Consider the following 13,691-nt stretch of genomic DNA (forward strand, 5'->3'; position numbering starts at 1 on the left):
GTTTTGACAGCCCTTTTTTTATTTGATCATTTGAAAAATATTTTAAAATTTGTATGATCTACCTACCATTGAGCCACTAAATTTTGACCATAATGTTTTCAATAAAAAGAAGCAAAACAGTATTGACGGTCATACTACTCGGTTCAATTCTGAGTGGTTGTCAGGTCGTTAATGTTAAACAGCAAGCTTTGAATGTAACTATTGCAAATGAACGTAATAGTATTCTTACGCAAGATAAACTCAGCGAAGCAAGTCTGAATGTTTTATCAATGTCTGGTCAGGAAGCTAAAGTTTGTACTGACACACCTGACACCTGTGTAAATCAACTCAAAAATTTACCTCAAATTTTAGATGAACAGTTCTTATCAGCTGCAAGTGAAATGTATCTGGCAAAAGCAATGGCTTTGTCAGATTCATCTAATTGTAAAATTAGTAGATTTACTAAACATAAGTCTGAAGAAGAACAAACGAATATTCAAAGTAAATATGATGATTGCTTAGACCAGCAATTGAATTTACTGGATAAAAGTATTCGTTACAGCTATGCCTACCTATTCTCAACAAAACGTCAGCCTAATGACCGTATTTTTGATAATAGACAAGTTCAAATTCGGGACTTTTATAATCAAGCCATCGCAAAAATGGTGAGTGTTTATGATTTACGCTACCCTAAAAAAAATGGTGTTGAACCTCAAATACATATTGGTAAAAGTGTCTATTCGATTGATTTCGAATTTCATCAGCAGCTTGCTGGGCAAAAATTAGAAAAGTTAATTTCTAGTTATAATTTAAATTTTTCAGGGTTAAGAACCATTAACCGTCGTGATGGTTTTGGATCTGAATTTGTAGCGGTTTTTCCGAGTTCAGGAAAAGAAGATATTAATGAGTATATTTTAGACCCGCTTAAATACAATTATAAAAATGGTGTTAATCCAAATATTCATCATGCACGTTATTTGGCTGCAACGATTGTAGCTGAACCAAAACATGCGACCACTGTTGAAGAAATTATTAATAATCCTGAATTCGTGATTCGGGTTTACGATCCATACCGGACCGATAATATTAGTGTAGCAGGAAAACAATATCCTCTAGCGGCCAACTTTTCCGCGCCTTACGGCCTATGGTTAGCTGAAAATAATTTAGGTGTCGCGGCTTATTTAAGTCTGATTGATCGAGATCAGCACTTGACTATGCCACACCTATATATGCTTGAACCATACAACCCAAATAAGAAAATTATTGTATTAGTCCATGGGCTCGCGAGTAGTCCTGAGGCATGGATTGCTTTGACTAATGATGTTATGGGTGACACGGTTTTAAGAGATAATTATCAAGTTTGGCAAGTTTTCTATTCGACTAATATGCCAATTCTGGAAAGCCGTTTCCAAACTTATGCCCTTCTTAAGCAAGCTTTTGGTTCTTTGAACCCTAATGATCCTGCTGCACATGATGCCGTACTGGTTGGACATAGTATGGGAGGTATTATTAGCCGTTTACTGGTAAGTGATGGCGATATTACCAAGCCTGCTTTAGAGCTAATGACAACACGTCAGCAAAACCGCTTTAAGAAACATCCAATGGTTACTGAACGATTGCAAATGCATTCAATCAATAATTTTGATCGTGCAATTTTCTTGGCTTCCCCTCATCGAGGTACAGATTATGCAGATCGCTGGTTTACATTAGCAGCGCGTAAAGTTATTCGCCTACCTGGTGCTTTTTTATCAGCTGTAGCAACCTCACTTACAACCGAAAATTTAGATGTTAAAGATTTCTTGAGTAATATTGATAGTGGTTTAATTCAAAATGGTCCAAGCGATTTGAGTCATCAGTCCAAATTTATGGAGCTTACAGAAAATATTAATCCTCATAAGGGCTTGGTTTTTCACTCAATTATGGGAAATATCACCAAGAGCGATGATCCAAACGTAATTACTGATGGTATTGTCCCTTATAAGAGTGCTCACTTAGAGGGTGCCAAATCTGAGAAAGTTCTTCCAGGTGGACATTCAATTCAGTTAACGCCGCAAGCCGTTTTAGAACTGCGTCGTATTTTACGAGAGCATTTAGTAGAACATGGTTTATATAAACCATAAAAAGAAAAAGAGCCAAAGGTTACCCCCTTTGGCTCTTTTGTTTCTGGATCTAAATTTTACTGCCCAGAACGGATGATGTAATCAAATGCAGAGAGTGATGCTTTTGCACCTTCACCTGTTGCAATAATGATTTGTTTGTACGGAACCGTAGTACAGTCGCCTGCAGCAAATACACCTTTCACATTGGTCTCATTACGGTCATTCACAATGATCTCACCACGATTGGTTAACTCAAGTTCACTGTCTTTCAAGAAGTCAGTGTTTGGCAATAAACCAATCTGTACAAAGATCCCTGCAAGCTCAACCACATGCTCTTCATCAGTCGCACGATCTTTATATTTAAGACCTGTCACTTGTGAACCATCACCTAATACTTCAGTACTTAAAGCATTCATGATCACAGTTGTGTTTGGCAAGCTATGCAATTTGTTTTGCAAGACTTGGTCAGCACGTAGTTTGGTATCGAACTCTACCAAAGTTACATGCTCAACAATCCCTGCAAGGTCAATCGCAGCTTCAACACCTGAGTTACCGCCACCAATCACGGCAACACGTTTGCCTTTGAACAAAGGGCCATCACAGTGTGGGCAGTATGCGACACCACGGGTACGGTATTCTTGCTCACCCGGTACATTCATTTCTCTCCAACGCGCACCTGTTGAAAGGATTACTGTTTTCGATTCAAGCTTTGCACCATTTTCAAGTTCAACTTCAACCAGACCATTTGCGGTTTGATCTGCACCAACGATTTTGCTGACACGTTGCAAATTCATGATATCAACATCGTATTCACGAACATGTGCTTCCATTTCAGCAGCAAATTTAGGACCTTGAGTTTTTTGAACAGACGTGAAGTTTTCAATGTCCATGGTATCCATGACCTGACCACCAAAGCGTTCAGCCACGATACCTGTATTAATGCCTTTACGTGCTGCATAAATAGCAGCAGTTGCACCCGCAGGACCACCACCAATCACTAACACATCAAACGCATCTTTGGCATTAAGCGCCGCTGCATCTTTTTCAGCAGAGTTGGTGTCGAGTTTTGCTACGATTTCTTCAAGTGTCATACGACCTTGACCAATGTGTTCATTGTTCTGGAACACCATTGGAACTGCCATGATTTTGCGTTGTTCTACTTCATCTTGGAAGAATGAACCATCAATCATGGTTGCAGTTGTGTTCGGATTATAAATCGCAATCAGATTAAGCGCCTGTACCACGTCCGGACAGTTATGACAGCTTAGCGATACAAACACATCAAAGTCAGCCTTGAGGTTTAAACCTTTAATCTGGTTCAACACTTCATCAGACACTTTAGGAGCATAGCCAGACACTTGTAACAGTGCCAAGATCAAAGATGTAAACTCATGGCCCATCGGTAAGCCAGCAAAGAACACACGAGGTTGTTCACCTGCTTTAGCCACACCAAAGCTTGGACGACGTGTATTGTTGCCATCAAAACGTGCAGTCACTTTGTCAGAAAGTTCAGCAATTTCGGTAACCAGCTCTTTAATTTGAGCAGCTTTATCTGATTCATCCAAAGCAGCAACTAATTCGATTGGACTTTCTAAACGTTCTAAGTAAGCTTTTAATTGAGTTTTAATGTTTTGATCTAACATCTGTTTTTACTCCAATGCATCCAAATTCTTTCAATAGATGCATAGTACGTGAAAACACAAAATAGGTAAAACAGTATGTTTTTATAGATTTAATCGGTTTTTTAGATTTAATTGTTATTCACTTCAATCAAAAAAAGCCAACCTGAACTCATCCAGTGCAGGTCGGCAAACTGGTTAAACTAGAGTAAGACCACACCAAATACAGCCCCTGCGATCAAAACATGTAATGGATGAACTTTCTTAATTAGAGATAATAAAGTTGCAATGACTACCATAATGATAAGTAAAGTGTTGATTGCAGCCGCCTCAGAAATAATCCACGCACTGGCAAGTACCGTTCCAACAGTGACGGGTTGTAAAGCAAGCTGTAAAACACGGCGCCATTTTTTATCTTTAAATTTTGACCAACCTCTCATTACAAATACAGTAATAATAGATGAAGGCAGAAATTTGGCAGTTGATGTCACAAGTAAACCTGATAACCCTGCTACATGCCATCCCACCAACGGGACAATCATCATGTTTGGACCAGGGGCAGCTTGGGCTATTGCGAATAAGGCACTAAATTCTTGTGCAGTCATCCAGTGATGAATATCAACCACTTGACGTTGCATTTCGGGCAAAATTGTATTTCCGCCACCAAATGCAATAAGAGATAATTGAGTAAAAATGATGGCTAAAGTAAGTAGAACGGCGCCCATTACACACGTCTCCAAATAACAGCTGAATAAAATGACAACAAAACCAGCATGGTCAAAAGCAAGGAGATTTTAAGAAAAGCGATACTGACAATTGCCACTACAACTACACAAATAGCTAATGGATTACGTAATAAAGGCTTGAGCATTTTCAACCCTGTTGCAACCAGTAGCCCAGCAGCAGCTGCCGCTAGTCCTTCAAAAAGATGCTTGACCATGAGGTTGTCTTGGAACTGCTCATAGACATAATGTAAAAGTACAACAATTACCGTCGGTGCAAAGATTAAGCCAATCAGTGAGCTTACTGCACCGCGAATGCCACGAAACTCCATGCCAATCGCAACAGATAAATTAATAATATTGCCACCCGGTAAAAATTGACACAGACCAAGTAACTCAGTGAATTTTTCAGGACTTAGCCACTGTCTCTGCTCTACAACGACTTTTCGTGCTAAAGGCAACACGCCGCCAAATCCAATTAAACCTAATGTTAAAAAACCTAAAAATAGTTCTGTGCAGCTCGGTACACTCTCCTTCTGCACGGCAATCTCAACATGGTTCATTTTCGTTACTTTTCACTTTATCTGACCAAGATAGAATGATACTTTTATGACATATCTACAAATGCTTTTATTTTCTTTAACCATACCCTAAAGGTATTCCTATGCTAGATTTAAACAAGCTTCATGCCTTTGTTGTGGTTGTTGAAGAAAGAAATATTACCCACGCGGCGAACCGATTATTTATTCAACAGCCGCCATTAACACGTTTACTCAAAAAACTGGAAGAAGAACTCGGGACACAATTGCTTGTTCGTCAACCACGTGGGATTGAACCGACCGAAGCTGGCTTAGCATTATTTAAAGAAGCACAAATTTTATTAGAGCATGCCAAACATATTCCTAAATTAGTTCAAGATGTCAGCCAAGGTAAAACAGGACAACTCAATATTGGTTTTACAAGTTCTGCAGGATTACATCCACTGATTTCATTAGTATTGCGCTCCTATCGGGAAATATACCCAAAGGTACAAACCAAACTTGAAGAAGCAGGCAGCCAAAAGCAATTAGATCGGTTAATCTCGGAAAAACTTGATATCGCCTTTTTAAGAGCCCCGATTAGTCGTGATATTGGGTTAAAACATCTTCATATATTAGATGAGCCAATGATGGTGGCATTACCTACAGGACATCCACTTACACAAAAAGAAAAAATTAGTTCAAGTGACTTATCAAATGAAAATTTTGTTTTATACCGTCGCTCTTCAGGGCAGGGTTTATATGACAATATTTTATACAGTTGTTATCAAGCGGGTTTTAGCCCACGTATTATTCAGGAAGCGCCTCGACCTACCGCAACATTAAATTTAGTTGCTGCTGGAATTGGCATCACTATTGTACCAGCCTCAATGCATAACTTCTGGGACCATGAAATTGTTTATCGCGAATTTGATAGTTCAATAAAACTGAATGCTCCTCTTTACTTGATTACAAGAGAAAATGAAAATTCAGCCAAAGTTTCAAACTTTATTGATTTATTACAAAAATTATTACCAACAATTACGTAAGCAAAAAATTACTCAATAAAAAGTGCCCCTATCGGAGCACTTTTTATTGAGTAAAACAGTCTATTTTTGGTTCACTCGTTTTGATAACTCTTCTGCCGATTCTTTACGTTCCGAATAGCGATCTGTCAGATATTGTTTTTGTCCACGTGTTAATAAAGTGAACTTATAGAGTTCCTCCATTACATCGACAATTCGGTCATAGTAAGAAGATGGTTTCATACTTCCATCTTCTTCAAACTCTAAAAAAGCTTTAGCAACTGAAGACTGATTCGGGATCGTAATCATACGCATCCAGCGCCCTAAAATACGCATTTGATTCACAGCATTGAAAGATTGAGAACCTCCACTAACCTACATAACTGCTAAGGTTTTACCTTGTGTTGCACGAATTGCTCCGCCAGCTAAGGGAATCCAATCAATCTGAGCTTTTAAAATCGAACTCATTGCACCATGACGTTCTGGTGAACACCAAACCATACCTTCTGCCCAAGCCAAAAGCTCATGTAATTCTTGAACTTTTGGATGATCTGTTTCTGCATCTTCTGGTAAAGGTAAACCTTTAGGATGAAAGATTTTGACCTCGGCACCTAAATATTCAAGAATTCTACCTGCTGTCAACACAGCAAAACGGCTATAAGAACGCTCACGATTAGAACCATATAGCAATAAAATGCGTGGTGGATGTTCAAGTTGCTGTGCTTGCACTTGTTCAAAGGTAGGCTTATCTAAAAGATTTAACGCTACATTTGATAAATCATTGTTAAGACTGTTCATGGGAGAAATACTTTTTCTTTAGCCAAAGAGAAACTGAAACGAGTGAAATTAAAACAGGAACCTCAACTAATGGTCCTATGACTGTAGTAAATGCTACAGGTGACGCTAAACCAAATGTTGCAATCGCAACGGCTAAAGCGAGCTCAAAGTTGTTACCCGCAGCGGTAAATGAAATAGCAGTGGTACGTGGGTAGTTATTTCCCATACGTTTACTCATAAAAAAGCTAATGAAGAACATCACCACAAAGTAAATCGTCAGTGGAATCGCAATTCGTAATACATCTAAAGGTAAGCTCACCACATCACCACCTTTAAGACTAAACATAGCCACAATGGTAAAAAGTAATGCAATCAAACTAATTGGACTAATTTTTGGCAAAAATTTAGTTTGATACCAATCTAATCCTTTTACTTTCACTAAAATGAGCCGCGTGAGGAAACCCATTAAAAATGGAATACCTAAATACACCAATACAGCATGGGTAATGGTCCAGAAATTCACATCAATGACTTGACCCGCCACACCAAAATATGGCGGCAAGAAAGTTAAGAAAAGCCATGCATAAGTACTAAAGAATAAAATTTGAAAAATACTGTTAAATGCAACTAAAGCAGCAACATATTGGTTATCCCCACATGCCAAACCGTTCCAGACCAATACCATTGCAATACATCGTGCCAAGCCTATCAGGATTAGACCTGTCATATATTCCGGATAGTTATGAAGAAAAATAATCGCTAAAACAAACATCAAAATTGGAGCAATTAACCAGTTTTGTACTAAAGACAAAGCCAACGTTTTTTTATCTTTAAATACTTCCGGTAAAGCTGCGTAATCTACCTTTGCCAAAGGTGGATACATCATTAAAATTAAACCAATTGCAATCGGAATATTGACGTTATCTACACTAAGTTGATTCAAAGAAACCGAGGCTTGAGGAAAGAAAACACCTATTGCCACACCTAAACCCATAGCAATAAAAATCCATAGCGTTAGGTTCCGGTCTAAAAAAGAAAGGCCTTGTTTAGTCATGTTCTGCTCAATGAAAGAATTTATGAGTTTTACTTGTCATATAGAAATGATTTATTCCCATAACTTAAACAAGCAAACATTTTTCAAATAAAGTTTTTCAAACCTTAATCACAGCAAGTCGCTATTGATAAAGGTTGATCCAGTTGTTGGACCATAGTTCCGTCTTGATGCTTTTCTATAACTTTTAAAATATCCAACGCCCATATAGGTAAAACTGGATTTAAGCTGTAATAAACCCACTGTCCTTTTCTTTCATCAAGTAATACGCCATGGGTACGCAGTAGAGCTAAATGTCTAGAAATTTTCGGTTGGCTTAAATCCAGTTGTTCAGTTAGCTCACAGACGCATATGTTTTGTTTGTTTAAAACCAATTTAAGAATACTTAACCGAGTAGGGTCCGAAAGACATTTAAAAAAATCGACTTGAGTGATCATTTCAGCAACAATTCATATTCGTTATTGCAAATATACGGATATCCATATATAAATGCAATATCTTAATTCGGCGATAAATTTGTCATGACTGAGCTAGTGAAGATTTACCATAACCCTGCTTGCGGAACCTCACGTAATACGCTGGCACTTATTCGTCACGCTGGGATTGAACCCATTGTTATTGAATATTTACAGACACCTCCTAGTAAAGATGAGCTTACTCAACTCATTTCACAAGCTGGATTAACTGTTCGTGATGCAATTCGTAAAAATGTTGATCCATATAAAAATTTAGATTTGGAACAAGATAGTTGGACAGATGAACAGTTAATTGATTTTATGGTTCAGTACCCAATTTTAATCAATCGTCCGTTTGTGGTGACTTCAAAAGGTACACGTCTGTGCCGCCCTTCTGAAATTGTCCTTGATATTTTAGATTCAGAAAACTTAGGCTATTTTGCAAAAGAAGATGGTGAAGTGATCATTAATGAACAAGGCCAACGAGTAAAATAATTTAAGATTCTCATAAATATAAAAAGCTAAATGGCGCAATACCATTTAGCTTTTTTGTTGAATGAAAGTGGTTAAAAATAGGACTTAATAAAAGGAAGAAGTTGCTCTCCTATCACCATGCCTAATAAACCAACTAATGCAACAAGAGGTGGAGCTGGCGACTTCACATTTAAAACGTAATATAAGACACCAACGAGCAACCCTACAGCCAAAGATAATAAGTACATTTTCATGGTACATACCTTAGAGAACCAAGCCCTTTAAAGCGGCAGGCTCCCATACTGTTTTATTTAAAATGCGAAACAAGAACACCCTAGTGCGCCCCAGAAAGATTTTTTATCTTTATCATTTACCGGAACATCAAGCATCCATGAGTGGCTATGTCCATGCATACCGCAACTGCTAGCACATGCACAAAGCGCGCTTTCTGACTGTAAAGACTGATTTGAAGGTGCGTTACGGTTTTCAGATAAACGCCATTGTCCACCAAAGCGTTTTACTGGCGACCATGTTGGAGATGCTGGTGGTAACGGCGGATCGTCTTGCTTAAACTCTGCCCCTGCATATACCACTTTTCCGCCTAAAACAGTGAGTACAGATTCAATCCATTGGATATTTTCTGCTTCAACTTTAAAGTAGTCATCAGACAATACAACTAAATCAGCAAGTTCCCCTGCTGTTAATGAGCCTTTGACATCTTTTTCACCTGAAAACCATGCAGAACCTTTGGTCCAGAGCATGAGGGCCGTCTGGCGATCTAATAGATTTTTTTCATCATACAAAGGTAAACCACCAACAGTTTTACCTGTGCTCAACCAATATAAACAAACCCAAGGGTTATAAGATGCAACACGTGTTGCATCTGTTCCCGCACCGACAGGAACACCGAGCTCTAGCATTTTCTTAACTGGTGGCGTTGCTTGAGCGGCTTCTGCACCATAGCGTTTTACGAAAATCTCACCTTGATATGCCATACGGTGTTGAATGGCAATACCACCACCTAATGCACCAATACGCTCAATATTACGTTCAGATACGGTTTCGGCATGGTCAATAATAAATCGAGTTGCAAATGGCTGTTTTGAATTTACTTTTTCAAATACATTGAGCAAACGATTAATACTTTCATCATAGGTTGCATGAATACGAAATGGCCATTTCTTTTCAGATAAATGCTCTACAATGGCTTCGAGTTCACCTTCCATCTTTTCTGGTAAATCCGGACGTGGCTCATAGAAATCTTCAAAGTCGCCCGCCGACCATGTCAAGTTCTCACCTGCTCCATTCATTCTAAATAATTCATCACCATCGCCCGGAAATGTCATTTCGGTCCAACGGCGATAATCATCAAGTTCTTCACCAGCTTTTTGAGCAAATAGGTTGTATGCAATTCGCACTGTCATTTGATTTTGGTCGTGTAATTGCTTTATCACGTCATAATCTTCAGGATAATTTTGCCCGCCACCACCAGCATCAATCGCAGAAGTAATACCTAATCGATTGAGTTCACGCATGAAATGACGAGTTGAATTGACTTGATCTTCCACTGGCAATTTCGGTGCTTTACCTAAGGTCGAATACAAAATCATAGCGGATGGCGTTGCGAGCAAAAGACCTGTTGGCTCACCCTTTTCATCTCGTACGATCTTACCGCCAGGTGGGTCTGGTGTGTCTTTGTTAAAGCCTAATACATCAAGCGCAGCTCGGTTCAACAAGGCGCTAGCATATAAATGTAAAACAAATACTGGAGTATCGGGCGCGGCTTTATTAATTTCTTCTAAAGTAGGTAAACGCTTTTCGGCAAACTGGAATTCAGTCCAACCACCAACCACACGTACCCATTGAGGAGCTGGTGTATTATCTGCCTGTTCTTTGAGTAAGCGTAGTGCATCCGCTACAGATGGCACACCTTCCCAACGCAGTTCCATATTGTAGTTCAGGCCACCACGAATAATATGTAGATGGCTGTCATTTAGACCCGGTATAACGCGACGGCCATTTAAATCTACAACTTTGCTCATCGCTGCTGCTAGCTTCATGATCTCATCATTTGTGCCGGTGCGTACGACTTTACCATCTGCTATGGCAATTGCTTGTACTTCTGGATTTTTAGGATCTAGTGTGGTGATTTTACCATTTTTGAGTATGAGGTTTATTTCGGTCATTCTGAACTCCATTCTTATGAATTATCGTTCTAAAAAATAAAGGCATATCCGTATTAATATCACTTCAATATTGAATACTAGACATGCCTTTACCTAAATAAGTACTATTTTATTTTGCCGGAACTGGTGCAAGTACTTCGTGTTTTGATGTGGTACGTTCAGGTGCCTTATGGACCATTGTATAAGCATAGTCAACGCCCATACCATAAGCACCAGAATGCTCACGTACAATTGCCATGACTGCATCATATGTATCACGGTGTGCCCAATCACGCTGCCATTCAAGTAATACTTGTTGCCAAGTTACAGGAACAACACCAGCCTGAATCATACGTTGCATGGCATAGTCATGTGCTTCTTTCGATGTGCCACCAGAAGCATCCGCGACCATATAAATTTCATAATCGCCTTCAAGCATGGCACCAAAAGCAAAAGTGTTATTGCACACTTCAGTCCATAAACCTGAAACAATCACTTTCTTACGATTATTTTTTGCAAGTGAATCACGTACTTTTTGGTCATCCCATGAATTCATTGATGTACGTTCTAATAATGGAGCATCTGGAAATACATCTAAAAGCTCAGGATAGGTATGCCCAGAGAAGCTTTCAGTTTCAACCGTAGTAATGGTGACAGGAATATTGAAAGTTTTAGCTGCTTTTGCGAGACCTACCGTATTATTTTTCAATACTTGGCGGTCTATTGACTGTACCCCAAAAGCCATTTGTGGCTGGTGATCAATAAAAATAACCTGACAATTCGTTGGTGATAGTTGTTCTAAAAGTGATTTATTCATGGGTAAACTCCATTATTCCTTATGAGTAATGCATTGAAATTGCTTACTGGTCTCTATCAAAACAGATAAAAATGTAAAAGCATAGACAGCAAATCAGCACGTATCTGTATCCTGCACGAATACAATAAAAACAATGATTGCTTTTTAATTTTTATAGTTTAATCATTGATATATATTTTTTAACTTTTGCTTATCCATGGATCGATTAGACTGTATTTCCACTTTTGTAAGTGTCGTAGAACATGGGAATTTTAGTAGCGCAGCTAGAGCACTCGATATCTCTCGCGACTTGGTTGCCAAACGTGTTTGCTACCTAGAAAATGACCTAAAAACCACACTATTAACCAGAACCACAAGACAGATGAACCTCACCTCTTGTGGAGAAAAGTTTTATCAACATAGCAAAGTCATTTTAAGTGAGTTTGAATGGGCTGCCTATGAAATTAGCTACAATCAGCAGTACCCTGAAGGAGAACTCAAGCTCAATACCCCCATGTCTTTTAGCAATATTTTTCTTCAAAATATAATTTCAGATTTTATTGAAAAATACCCTAGCATCAAAATTGATTTGTTCATGACTGATCAATTATTAGATATGAATAATAATAAATTTGATTTAACAATTCGTGTAGATGGTTCTCCTCCAAATTTGGCAAATAGTAAAATATTAAATACCTATCAACGTTACTTATACGCAACACCTGAGTATTTTAATCAGCATGGATTACCCGCCTCTTTAGAGGAACTCAAAGATCATAAATTTTTAATTTATTATCAAGATAGCCGTCATAAGAAGTTGATTTTCCAAAAAGATCAAAAAGAAATATCCTTTAATTGTTTCCCTGTGATGACCTGTAATAATGGCGAATTATTATTAGATATGTGCCTAAAAGATCACGGTATTGTCTTTCTTCCAGAGTTTATTGCAGAGCCTTACTACCAGGAAGGTAAATTACAGAAATGTTTGGAGGACTACACCAGTCAGCCACTTCATTTATATGTGACATGGCCAAACCGTAAAATTTTGTCGAAGAAAGTAAAACTATTTATCGATTTTTTAACACATCAAATCGCTCCTATAAAATAAGTGGTCTGGGCCTTTTCCATAACAATTGGCCCACTTTTTTTAGTTGGTTTGAGTAGCTTCAATCTTCTTATTTTTAAATAAATTTAATAAATTTTGCTCTGCTGTTACTACGCTGTTTTCTTCAATAAATGTCGTCGCGTAATGTTCTAAATGCTCTTCCATCAACTGAGTTGCTCGTTTTTCATCGCCTTGCTCAATAGCATCTAAAATTGCACGATGTTCATCTGCCGAACAATTATTATGTTTTGGAATTTCATACAAACCAATTAACAATGATGTTCTCGCAATAAGTGTCTGCAAATAGCTGGTCATAATCATGTTTTGATTAGCTTCAACAAGCTTTAGGTGAAATTTACCTGATAGCTTAATCCACTCAGCCCAATTTCCAGCTAAACGCTCATGAGATTCTTGATCGACTAAAGCTCTAAGCTCACTAAAATCTAAGTGACGGGACTTTTGTGCAAGTTTTTTTACCGTGGCGATTTCAAGCATGCTGCGTGCTTCAAAGACCTCTTTTGTTTCATCAAGGCTATGTTCTGCTATGAGTGCCCCACGATTGGGCTGTATTTCGATAACTTTATCATGGGCGAGTTTAACAAAAACGCGTCTTAAGACTCCCCGTGTCACACCAAATGCCTCACATAGTGGTGCTTCAACCAAGCGTGCTCCAGGTGTAAGTTGCCTATTTAAAATGGCATCTACAATAGCGTTATATATATGGTCATCAATTTCATCATTGCTCATTTCTACGGCTTTTTTTGGTGCATGCGATGACATCAATTTCTCCAATTTTTCTTAACGCACATCTTATTTACAGCATCATCTATTATGAAGAGTGTAAGTTCAACTTAACCATTTGGAAATATTTCTCTCATAAGAACAATATCTATGCTGGAAGATCTA

13 protein-coding genes and 1 pseudogene are annotated in these 13,691 nt (G+C 38.3%); 4 read left to right on the forward strand and 10 right to left on the reverse strand.

Features of this window, described 5'->3' with window-relative positions; translation table 11 throughout:
* Positions 1–92 precede the first annotated feature (92 nt).
* A complete protein-coding gene (locus ACB088_RS08600; protein ID WP_309950397.1) occupies positions 93–2,099 on the forward strand; it encodes an alpha/beta fold hydrolase in 2,007 nt (668 codons plus the stop codon).
* Positions 2,100–2,155: 56 nt separating this feature from the next.
* Here the strand turns inward: ACB088_RS08600 and ahpF are convergent, their stop codons facing one another.
* The 3 genes from ahpF to ACB088_RS08615 all read right to left on the reverse strand — a co-directional run bounded on the left by ahpF (position 2,156) and on the right by ACB088_RS08615 (position 4,982).
* A complete protein-coding gene (ahpF, locus tag ACB088_RS08605; protein WP_375038648.1) occupies positions 2,156–3,721 on the reverse strand; it encodes an alkyl hydroperoxide reductase subunit F in 1,566 nt (521 codons plus the stop codon).
* A gap of 179 nt (positions 3,722–3,900) precedes the next feature.
* Positions 3,901–4,422, reverse strand: coding sequence for a chromate transporter (locus ACB088_RS08610; RefSeq protein WP_209733388.1), 522 nt, complete (start codon positions 4,420–4,422; stop codon positions 3,901–3,903).
* Complete coding sequence (locus ACB088_RS08615; protein ID WP_003651289.1) at positions 4,422–4,982, reverse strand: chromate transporter; 561 nt, start codon at positions 4,980–4,982, stop codon at positions 4,422–4,424. The genes ACB088_RS08610 and ACB088_RS08615 overlap by 1 nt, the downstream gene beginning before the upstream one ends.
* A gap of 101 nt (positions 4,983–5,083) precedes the next feature.
* On the opposite strand from ACB088_RS08615, the gene ACB088_RS08620 reads away from it, so the two are divergent.
* Entirely contained in the window at positions 5,084–5,986 is a 903-nt protein-coding gene (locus ACB088_RS08620) for a LysR substrate-binding domain-containing protein (protein ID WP_375038649.1), read from the forward strand.
* A 60-nt stretch (positions 5,987–6,046) separates the two neighbouring features.
* On the opposite strand, the pseudogene arsH reads toward ACB088_RS08620, so the two are convergent.
* The 3 genes and pseudogenes from arsH to ACB088_RS08635 form a co-directional block, all read right to left on the reverse strand.
* Positions 6,047–6,760 (reverse strand): annotated as a pseudogene (gene arsH / locus ACB088_RS08625) (arsenical resistance protein ArsH).
* Positions 6,747–7,793, reverse strand: a complete 1,047-nt coding sequence (gene arsB, locus ACB088_RS08630; protein ID WP_375038650.1) for an ACR3 family arsenite efflux transporter — start codon at positions 7,791–7,793, stop codon at positions 6,747–6,749. The pseudogene arsH and the gene arsB overlap by 14 nt, the downstream one beginning before the upstream one ends.
* A gap of 104 nt (positions 7,794–7,897) precedes the next feature.
* On the reverse strand, positions 7,898–8,227 hold the full coding sequence (locus ACB088_RS08635; protein ID WP_199991083.1) for a metalloregulator ArsR/SmtB family transcription factor: 330 nt from the start codon (positions 8,225–8,227) through the stop codon (positions 7,898–7,900).
* 84 nt (positions 8,228–8,311) lie between these two features.
* Between ACB088_RS08635 and arsC the strand changes: the two genes are divergently transcribed.
* Positions 8,312–8,740 (forward strand): arsenate reductase (glutaredoxin), encoded by a 429-nt coding sequence (arsC, locus tag ACB088_RS08640; RefSeq protein ID WP_375038651.1) that lies wholly within the window; start codon positions 8,312–8,314, stop codon positions 8,738–8,740.
* A gap of 71 nt (positions 8,741–8,811) precedes the next feature.
* Here the strand turns inward: arsC and ACB088_RS08645 are convergent, their stop codons facing one another.
* The 3 genes from ACB088_RS08645 to ACB088_RS08655 all read right to left on the reverse strand — a co-directional run bounded on the left by ACB088_RS08645 (position 8,812) and on the right by ACB088_RS08655 (position 11,701).
* Positions 8,812–8,973 (reverse strand): DUF1427 family protein, encoded by a 162-nt coding sequence (locus ACB088_RS08645; RefSeq protein ID WP_000784879.1) that lies wholly within the window; start codon positions 8,971–8,973, stop codon positions 8,812–8,814.
* 57 nt (positions 8,974–9,030) lie between these two features.
* Positions 9,031–10,905: an amidohydrolase gene (locus ACB088_RS08650; protein ID WP_375038652.1), complete on the reverse strand. Its 1,875-nt coding sequence runs from the start codon at positions 10,903–10,905 to the stop codon at positions 9,031–9,033.
* 109 nt (positions 10,906–11,014) lie between these two features.
* Complete coding sequence (locus tag ACB088_RS08655) at positions 11,015–11,701, reverse strand: hydrolase (protein ID WP_001043290.1); 687 nt, start codon at positions 11,699–11,701, stop codon at positions 11,015–11,017.
* Positions 11,702–11,897: 196 nt separating this feature from the next.
* On the opposite strand from ACB088_RS08655, the gene ACB088_RS08660 reads away from it, so the two are divergent.
* Complete coding sequence (locus tag ACB088_RS08660) at positions 11,898–12,788, forward strand: LysR substrate-binding domain-containing protein (protein ID WP_375038653.1); 891 nt, start codon at positions 11,898–11,900, stop codon at positions 12,786–12,788.
* A gap of 39 nt (positions 12,789–12,827) precedes the next feature.
* Here ACB088_RS08660 and ACB088_RS08665 read toward each other — a convergent pair whose 3' ends face one another.
* Positions 12,828–13,577 (reverse strand): GntR family transcriptional regulator, encoded by a 750-nt coding sequence (locus ACB088_RS08665; RefSeq protein ID WP_375038654.1) that lies wholly within the window; start codon positions 13,575–13,577, stop codon positions 12,828–12,830.
* Positions 13,578–13,691 lie beyond the last annotated feature (114 nt).

Source organism: Acinetobacter sp. RW6, assembly GCF_041956835.1.
In the GTDB taxonomy this organism is placed as follows: domain Bacteria; phylum Pseudomonadota; class Gammaproteobacteria; order Pseudomonadales; family Moraxellaceae; genus Acinetobacter; species Acinetobacter calcoaceticus.

Coding starts and splice junctions, on each gene's coding strand:
- arsB (WP_375038650.1), bottom strand. CDS start 7,793: ATGACTAAACAAGGCCTTTCTTTTTTAGACCGGAACCTAACGCTATGG.
- ACB088_RS08600 (WP_309950397.1), top strand. CDS start 93: ATGTTTTCAATAAAAAGAAGCAAAACAGTATTGACGGTCATACTACTC.
- ACB088_RS08615 (WP_003651289.1), bottom strand. CDS start 4,982: ATGAACCATGTTGAGATTGCCGTGCAGAAGGAGAGTGTACCGAGCTGC.
- ACB088_RS08655 (WP_001043290.1), bottom strand. CDS start 11,701: ATGAATAAATCACTTTTAGAACAACTATCACCAACGAATTGTCAGGTT.
- ACB088_RS08650 (WP_375038652.1), bottom strand. CDS start 10,905: ATGACCGAAATAAACCTCATACTCAAAAATGGTAAAATCACCACACTA.
- ACB088_RS08620 (WP_375038649.1), top strand. CDS start 5,084: ATGCTAGATTTAAACAAGCTTCATGCCTTTGTTGTGGTTGTTGAAGAA.
- ahpF (WP_375038648.1), bottom strand. CDS start 3,721: ATGTTAGATCAAAACATTAAAACTCAATTAAAAGCTTACTTAGAACGT.
- ACB088_RS08610 (WP_209733388.1), bottom strand. CDS start 4,422: ATGGGCGCCGTTCTACTTACTTTAGCCATCATTTTTACTCAATTATCT.
- ACB088_RS08635 (WP_199991083.1), bottom strand. CDS start 8,227: ATGATCACTCAAGTCGATTTTTTTAAATGTCTTTCGGACCCTACTCGG.
- arsC (WP_375038651.1), top strand. CDS start 8,312: ATGACTGAGCTAGTGAAGATTTACCATAACCCTGCTTGCGGAACCTCA.
- ACB088_RS08660 (WP_375038653.1), top strand. CDS start 11,898: ATGGATCGATTAGACTGTATTTCCACTTTTGTAAGTGTCGTAGAACAT.
- ACB088_RS08645 (WP_000784879.1), bottom strand. CDS start 8,973: ATGAAAATGTACTTATTATCTTTGGCTGTAGGGTTGCTCGTTGGTGTC.